6 protein-coding genes are annotated in these 5306 nt (G+C 44.3%); 2 read left to right on the top strand and 4 right to left on the bottom strand.

Annotation, left to right across the window (positions count from 1 at the left end; all coding sequences use genetic code 11):
• From F7C14_RS08685 to F7C14_RS08670, 4 genes are all read right to left on the bottom strand, one after another.
• A partial coding sequence (locus F7C14_RS08685) for a hypothetical protein (RefSeq protein WP_290901902.1) occupies positions 1 to 447 on the bottom strand: 447 nt, incomplete at its 3' end.
• Entirely contained in the window at positions 444 to 1727 is a 1284-nt protein-coding gene (locus tag F7C14_RS08680; RefSeq protein WP_290901900.1) for a hypothetical protein, read from the bottom strand. The genes F7C14_RS08685 and F7C14_RS08680, both read right to left, overlap by 4 nt.
• Before the next feature lie 34 nt (positions 1728 to 1761).
• Entirely contained in the window at positions 1762 to 2511 is a 750-nt protein-coding gene (locus tag F7C14_RS08675; RefSeq protein ID WP_290901898.1) for a ZIP family metal transporter, read from the bottom strand.
• Between the two features lie 23 nt (positions 2512 to 2534).
• Positions 2535 to 3407 (bottom strand): prohibitin family protein, encoded by an 873-nt coding sequence (locus tag F7C14_RS08670; protein WP_290901896.1) that lies wholly within the window; start codon positions 3405 to 3407, stop codon positions 2535 to 2537.
• 218 nt (positions 3408 to 3625) lie between these two features.
• Here F7C14_RS08670 and F7C14_RS08665 point away from each other — a divergent pair, with 218 nt between their 5' ends.
• Positions 3626 to 4279 (top strand): cytochrome c, encoded by a 654-nt coding sequence (locus F7C14_RS08665; protein WP_290901894.1) that lies wholly within the window; start codon positions 3626 to 3628, stop codon positions 4277 to 4279.
• Positions 4280 to 4284: 5 nt separating this feature from the next.
• Positions 4285 to 5306 (top strand): cbb3-type cytochrome c oxidase subunit I (locus F7C14_RS08660; RefSeq protein WP_290901892.1); only part of this gene is annotated, 1022 nt, incomplete at its 3' end.

The raw sequence follows: 5306 nt of genomic DNA, 5'->3' as shown, positions 1-5306 counted from the left end.
TACGAGGATTATGTACAAGCTTATGAGCGTCATGAAGCTCTTCATTTTTTGTTCAACAGCTATTTTTTCTGTAATCTTGCTCACGGCTACGAAAACAACGGAAATTAGAAAGAGAACGCTGATAATCCTCGCGAGATACTCAAGAATTGAGTTGACGAATTCGATTGAGCCCGGAAATATAGTGCTCGCAAGAGTGTACAAAGCTGCTAAAGCTATTACCACGTTAGTTATCGCGAGAATGAACGTTGAAAAGCTCAAACCAGAGTATTTTTCAAAAGGCTTAAACATCTCGTCGATCTTTACAATTTCCAAAACTTTCGAGAAGATTTTGTTGAGGATCAAGCCAACGAAGAAGAATAGAATTAGGACGAATACCGAAAGTATGAGCTTCGGTAATAAAGCTTCCACATCCTTTAAAGCCAGCAATACCGATTCCTCGACGTTCATCCAGCTAAATAATAAGCAAATCTGTATAAAAACGTTAACACAGCGATTATGAAGACCAGAGCGATGAGTCTGAGCGCAAGCAGGCTGACCTCTTTTGTAACGTAAATCGAGAAGGAATAACCCTGAATTGTCGTCGTGTATACTGCTCTGGAATATATCCTCGCCCTCTCTGGGTCTATAGCAGTTTCGGGGATAGTAAAGAAAGTTAGCAAGAGGGCTGCAATTAGGAGGAGAGAAGAAAAGATGAAAATCTCTTCTACTTTGTCGGCAGAGTATGCCACACTCATTCCAAGAAGTTGAGAAAGAGCAGCCACAATCGTGGAGAGAAAAGCTAACCTATCCCTCGCTTCGCTTATCTCAGCGAATAGAAATGAAGAAAGGATGTTGGCTGCTGAAAGCAGAAAAGCATAGCTAAATGCGAGAGCTACGTGAAGTTCCGGCACGTTCAGAGAGAATATCAGGATTGGAAAAGCCGAAAGTGTGGCAATGGCTAATCTATAGTCCCTATAACTTCTTTTAGCCCAAAAGATCGGAGAAATTATCGAAGCAAGGGTTTGCATCGCCCCAAGAGATGCGGCAAGATAATCTGGAGCGCTCAGTCTTTTCATAACGTAGGGAGTCCACGTAGCTCCAATGATGGCTGAAGAGGAATTTAATAGAAGAACGAAAAGCAAAACGTTCACATATCTCACCCTCACCTCCTCGCTTGGTTCAAAAATTTTGACTTGCTTTGGTTCGAAAGTTAAAACGAGTATTGAAGAGAAGATTCCGGATAGAAAAGCGAGAGAATACAGGACGAGATATTTCTCCGCCCCTTCTAAGACGAATAATAAAAAGACTGTCGTCATAGCTCCAAGCATGTTGGAAAGGGCACTTAAGGCAGATCTGTAGTACAGCACTTTCTTTTTTTCTTCTCTGTCCTCAATTGCATGAATTTCTAAAGTTATGAAAGCTGAAGTCGGAATTGAGCTAATCACCGCTAAAGGGTACGCAAGAAAGAGAAGGTCGAAGCTGTAAGCGATTGGTAAAGAGCACCAGAACACCCTCTCCGCGAAGTGAAAGGCGAGAAGGTACTTTTTCGGGTTAATCAAAAGAAACTTTCTGAATTTGTATAAAAAGGCGGAAAATAGGAAAGCGAAAAAGTAGGAGTAGAGGTTTATCAGGAGGATTTCCTTTATCGTTAACCCCATGGCTGCCATGAATATCGGAGCCAAACTCCTTGTTATGTTGACGTAAAACCCGGCTGCGAATGATTCTAAAACGAGAGCTCTCTCTTTCACACTTTATCGCTTTTACCCAGCGGAATAAAAATTTTCAAAAGCTAAAATACAAATCGAGAAACATCATTACCGCAAATCCGAGCATAGCAGATAGTGTTGCGACATCCTCGTTCCCGTGGAGCTGGGATTCTGGAATTAACTCCTCGACAACAACGTATATCATTGCTCCAGCTGCAAATGCTAAAGCGTAGGGCAAAATCTGGCTGAAAATCGTTATTGCTAAAAAACCAAAAACCGAAAAAGCGGGTTCTACAAGCCCGGAAAGGGATCCGTAGGTGAAGCTTTTCACTCTCGAAAAACCCTCGCCCCTTAAAGGCAGGGAGATCGCCATACCCTCCGGGATATTTTGAATTCCTATTCCGAGTGCCAAAGTTAAAGCGGCACCAATGCTCTCTCCGAAAGAAACTCCGATAGACAACCCCTCGGGGATGTTGTGAATCGTTACTGCCAAAAAAAGAAGCGTCGTCTTTTTTAGAGGAATTTTCGCACCTTCAGATTCCTCGATATTAAAACCAATGTGTAAGTGGGGTATCGTCGAATCCAAGAGCTTTAAGAACAGTCCGCCAAGAAGAAAGCCAATTACAGCTGGAAACCAGCTGTCAGAAATTTCTATCGAAGGAAGTAAAAGTGAGAAAAAGCTTGCGGCTACCATAACCCCAGCAGCAAAGCCAAGAGATGCGTCGAGGATTTTTCTGTTAACTTCTTTTGTTAACAGTACAGCCGAAGCTCCTAAAGTCGTTAGAAGCCATGTAAATGTCCCGGCTGCCAAGGCGTAAAGAATCATTAAAAAAGAAAAAGCCATTTCATTTATTTCGTTGTCGGAAGAATCACGGGAGGAATGTTCGAGATGTTAACCCCCGGATAGAAGTTACCAGGCACCGGAACGAGAATCACCGAACTTCCAGACTTTGCGAAATCGTCAAGAACCTGCAAATAGTACCACTGGATGTACTCGGGATTGTTTCTCAAAGACTCTCCGATTATCTTATTCGCTTCAGCAATCCCCATCGCCTCCACTTTCTTTCTCTCGGCTTCAAGCTTTTCCTTCTGAACGACGTATTGCATTCTTTCTGCCTCTTGCTTAGCCTCTATTTTTGCTTGGATCGCCTTCTCAACGCTTTCCGGCAGATCTATGTTTCTTATCAAAACGGCGGTAATCAAAATTCCGTAGGGTCTGAATTCCTCGTCGAGCCTCTTCTCAATATCCGCCTGAATTAGCTCTCTGTTCTCGGTGTAGAGATCTTCAGCTTTGTACTGAGCTATTATGTCTCTTATGTGCGCCCTTATCCTGCTTTCCATCCACACTTCGTAGTTTTTCAGTGTTGAGTAGACTTCCGGAGCCTTTCTCGGGTCTATCTTATACTGAATAGCCATGTCGAAGAACACCGGCAAACCTTCAGAAGTAAGAGCTTTTATATGCTTTTCTCCTACCATCTCCATCGTTTTTTCGTAAACTGGCATTCTCACGATTTCGGTTATGAAGGGCGTTACGAAATGCAGTCCCGGGTCGAGAGGTTCATCTCGAACTTTTCCGAGCACCTTCACGACTCCAACTTCCGTCTGATCTATCACAACTACCGACGATGCAAGGGTTGAAAGCAGGAAAAATCCGAAAAGCACCGCAAGCGCAATTATTTTTCCCTTGCCGTTTTTTCTTTTTGGAGGGTAACTTACGTACATGTAGCTCAAAATTTAACCTCAACACAAAAATTTTTTGATACTTGTGCTTGAAACGTGAGGATCAGAATGTCGATTAGGCTAAACAAACGAGCATCAGACCTCAAAGGGGGTTATAAATTAAAGATCATTACAGCGTTATCTATAAGTTTTAAAACTGCTAAAACCCTAAAAAGTTAGGGAAAATCGTGAAATTTCTTATATTTTATTAACCGAGAAACATGAAGTACATCTACGAGTTGTTCTTTTTCAGCTCTTTTATAGTGGGGATAGCGATAGCTTTGGCTTTGTATGTGTACTACGCAAGGAAGACGAAGAGGGCAGAGGCTGACGAGATACCCTTCGAAAGGCTTGGAAAGTTCGTCGTCGCTTTTTCGATTCTAATGATCGTGATCTTAACACCCCTTTCCCTCGATCCGAAGAGGAATCCCGATCCGGAGGCGGTGACATACAACGGAAAGACCGCTCTGGACGGGTGGAAAGTTGCTATAGACTACAACTGCATGGGCTGTCATACGATAGTCGGAAACGGAGCGTACTACGCTCCCGAATTAGTTTACATAGCAAGAAAGGCTGGAGATGGAGACACGATAAAGAAGCTGCTGGAAACATATGCTGGAACGAAGTACATGCCCTTCTACCTGAGCGAAGAGGAGATTGACGCTTTAACCGCTTGGATGCTCTATCTCAAAGATCTGAACACGAACAACTGGCCTCCGATGAAGGAGAACGATTACAGCTTTGCAACGAGCTTCGAAAAGAACGCTGTTAGGTGGTACGAGAGCTTCGACGCATGGGTTGGATACTGGATTCTGACCGTCTTCTTCACGGTCTTCCTCGTCTTCGGTATGTTTTACTGGTACGCGAGGGGGTGAGTTAGATGCCGGAGTACAGGTCGCAGATGCTCGCTTTGCCCTTCGCTGTTATAGCCTTGATTCTTTTCTTCGTTCAGCTCGTAGCCGGAGGACTTCTTGCTCTATACTACCTCAATCCGGATTTGCTTTCGGGAATAGCGAACTTCAACTTGGTTAGAGCCTACCACATAAACGCACTGCTACTCTGGCTGTTCGCAGCAACATTTGCAGCGGTCTTTTACCTCACACCGATACTTTCCAAGAGAGATCTATGGGGGCAGAGCTTGGTTAAACTGCTTGCAGTAGTTTTCGTCTTCGTTGTCGTAGGAATATTCGCAACCCTTCCGTTAATGCAAACTGGAACGAACATATGGATTGCTAATCAACCAATGCTCGTTGAAGGAAAAGAGTACGTCGAGGCTGGGAGACTTTGGGACATATTCATCCTCATAGGATTCATTATAGTGGCTGTGGTCGTCCTAAAAACTCTTCCAAGTCCGAAAGAGTGGCCTTTAGCTTTATGGGCACTCGTAATAGGCGCTGCCGGAACGTTCCTCCTTTACATTCCGGGGAACTTGTTCTTCAAGAGCGTCGTCGTCAGCGAGTACTTTAGATGGTGGACTGTCCACTACTGGGTTGAAGGGAGCTTGGAGATAGCCTATGCCGGAGCTATAGGACTCGTCCTAATGCTCCTGATTCCGGATTCGAGAGTTAAAAAAGTCGTTGACAAATACATATTCTACGACGTCATTCTGGCAGCTACATCTGGAATAATAGGGCAGGGACACCACTATTTCTGGATAGGGACGCCAACTTTCTGGATTATGCTCGGAGGTGTTATAAGCGTTCTCGAAATAGTTCCCCTCGCTCTGATGGCTTTGGAGTCCCTCAGAATCGCTAAGGAATTGAAGCATCCCTTCCCCAATATACCGAGTCTTTACTTCATGGTCGGAATACTCATCTTCGGATTCATCGGAGTTTCGCTCCTCGGCTTAATGCAAACTTGGCCCTGGACGAACTGGTGGGAGCACGGAACTTGGGTCACACC

Origin of the sequence: Ferroglobus sp. (assembly GCF_015521575.1) — an archaeon.
Classification (GTDB): Archaea; Halobacteriota; Archaeoglobi; order Archaeoglobales; family Archaeoglobaceae; genus Ferroglobus.
This window is presented reverse-complemented; position numbering and strand designations above follow the sequence as displayed.

Coding starts and splice junctions, on each gene's coding strand:
- F7C14_RS08675 (WP_290901898.1), bottom strand. CDS start 2,511: ATGATTCTTTACGCCTTGGCAGCCGGGACATTTACATGGCTTCTAACG.
- F7C14_RS08670 (WP_290901896.1), bottom strand. CDS start 3,407: ATGTACGTAAGTTACCCTCCAAAAAGAAAAAACGGCAAGGGAAAAATA.
- F7C14_RS08665 (WP_290901894.1), top strand. CDS start 3,626: ATGAAGTACATCTACGAGTTGTTCTTTTTCAGCTCTTTTATAGTGGGG.